This window comes from Thermococcus sp. (genome assembly GCF_027066465.1).
GTDB lineage: Archaea > Methanobacteriota_B > Thermococci > Thermococcales > Thermococcaceae > Thermococcus.
This window is the reverse complement of sequence record NZ_JAMONU010000151.1, coordinates 1-1,534: the sequence shown is the minus strand read 5'-3', so window position 1 is coordinate 1,534 and position 1,534 is coordinate 1. Positions and strand designations below refer to the sequence as shown.

At 54.6% G+C, this 1,534-nt stretch carries 2 protein-coding genes and 2 pseudogenes; 1 reads left to right on the top strand and 3 read right to left on the bottom strand.

Going from position 1 to position 1,534, the window contains the following annotated elements; all coding sequences use genetic code 11:
* Nucleotides 1-192, top strand: a pseudogene (locus MVK46_RS07285) (GTP-binding protein); the annotation flags it as partial.
* Here MVK46_RS07285 and MVK46_RS07280 read toward each other — a convergent pair.
* The 3 genes and pseudogenes from MVK46_RS07280 to MVK46_RS07270 all read right to left on the bottom strand — a co-directional run.
* Nucleotides 193-615 carry a secondary thiamine-phosphate synthase enzyme YjbQ gene (locus MVK46_RS07280; protein WP_297535971.1) on the bottom strand — a complete coding sequence of 141 codons (423 nt, stop codon included), beginning with the start codon at nt 613-615 and terminating at the stop codon, nt 193-195. It abuts the pseudogene before it with no gap.
* Between the two features lie 2 nt (nt 616-617).
* Complete coding sequence (locus MVK46_RS07275; protein ID WP_297535969.1) at nt 618-905, bottom strand: hypothetical protein; 288 nt, start codon at nt 903-905, stop codon at nt 618-620.
* A pseudogene (locus tag MVK46_RS07270) lies at nt 865-1,534 on the bottom strand (prenyltransferase); the annotation flags it as partial. The gene MVK46_RS07275 and the pseudogene MVK46_RS07270, both read right to left, overlap by 41 nt.

Genomic DNA, 1,534 nt, shown 5'->3' with positions numbered 1-1,534 from the left:
AAGATGCGTTACGACAAGCCGATAATAGTAGTCATCAACAAGATTGACCTCGTTCCAAGGGAGCGCGTGGAGGAACTCAGGAAAATCATAAAGAAGAGGCTGGAGCAGGAGCCTTTAACTCTCTCACTGGTTACCTACGAGGGCTTCAACGAGCTCCTCGAGAGGATAGCCCACATGGCGATGTACGTCTAATCACTCCTCTGGCATCTCAGGGCAGGGGCAGACCATAACGTACACCTTTCTGTGCCTCGGCCCGTCGAGTTCCACGAAGAGAATCCGCTGCCACGTGCCGAGGTGAAGCTCGGCCTGGTCTATGGGAACGACAACCTCGGGGTTGAGGAAGATGCTGGCCTTTATGTGTGCGTGCGCGTTCCTGTCAATCCTGTCGTGGGAGTAGTTTGCCTCAAGGGGAACAAGCTCGGACATCTTGCCCTTGATGTCCTCGATTAAGCCCGGCTCGTACTCGTTTATGAAGAGGCCCGTCGTCGTGTGGTGGGTGAAGACCACCGCGATGCCGTGCTTCACCTTGGACCTGTAAACCATCCCCTGGACTTCCTCGGTTATGTCTATAATCTGACACCTCTCCTTCGTCTCAATACCTATCTCGTACAGCATGGCTACCCCTCCAAATCCTCAAGAAGCTGGGAAAGGAGCCCCCTCGCGTCCTTAACCTTCTCAAAGACGACCGCCCTGAGAAGGACGGCAGTTTCATAGGCGTCAACAAGCTCGGTCTTCCCCCTCGAGACGACCTCCTCCCTGAGAATGGAGTAAACTTCCTCGACGGCGTCCCTGAACAGGACGTTGTTGGAGTAAAGCTCGTAGTCGCTGAGCAGGAGCCTCACCAAATCCCTTGCGAAATCCACCCTATCTTCCTTTCTTCCCAGCAACTGCCTCAGCCTTTCCATGGGCACCACTCTCGGACAGCTCTTTATCGAGGGCTTTAACGAGTATCTCGGATATCAGTATCGAGGTGAACTTCGGCTCCCTGACTTCAAGGGCCGCATCTATGGCCTTGTCAACGTCACCTCTCTTGAGGTACTGATGGGAGACGTCGGCCATCACGAGGGACCTCAGCTTTGTGCTCTGGAGGACGTTGCCTATCCTCCTCGCACCCTCAACGTCCCCAACGAGAACGTGGTAGCGGGCTATTTTGGCCCACACTTCTTCACTCCGGGTCTTTTTGGCAACAGCTCGTATTACCTCCCACCTGCCAAGCTCTGGATTCTCCAGAATCCTGTTCATAACGGCCTTTCCAACGTCCTCTGCCTCGACCTCGTCAAGGGCCTCGATGAAACTTGGAAGGATGTCGGGATACTTCTCAAGAAGCTCCACCGCGGTCTTCTTAAGAAGTTCGAGGCCGTTCTCGGCCTTTCTTAGAACGGCGACGGCGAGGTCTCCCCTTCCCGTTAGGGCAAAGGCCGTGCCGAGTTCGAGCGTAAAGCTCTCCCCAAACTTCTCGACGAGTTCTCCAGCTATCTCCTCGAGAGAGCCTATGTACCTGTCAAGAACTCCCGATTCCTTGAGTCTGAAGGTG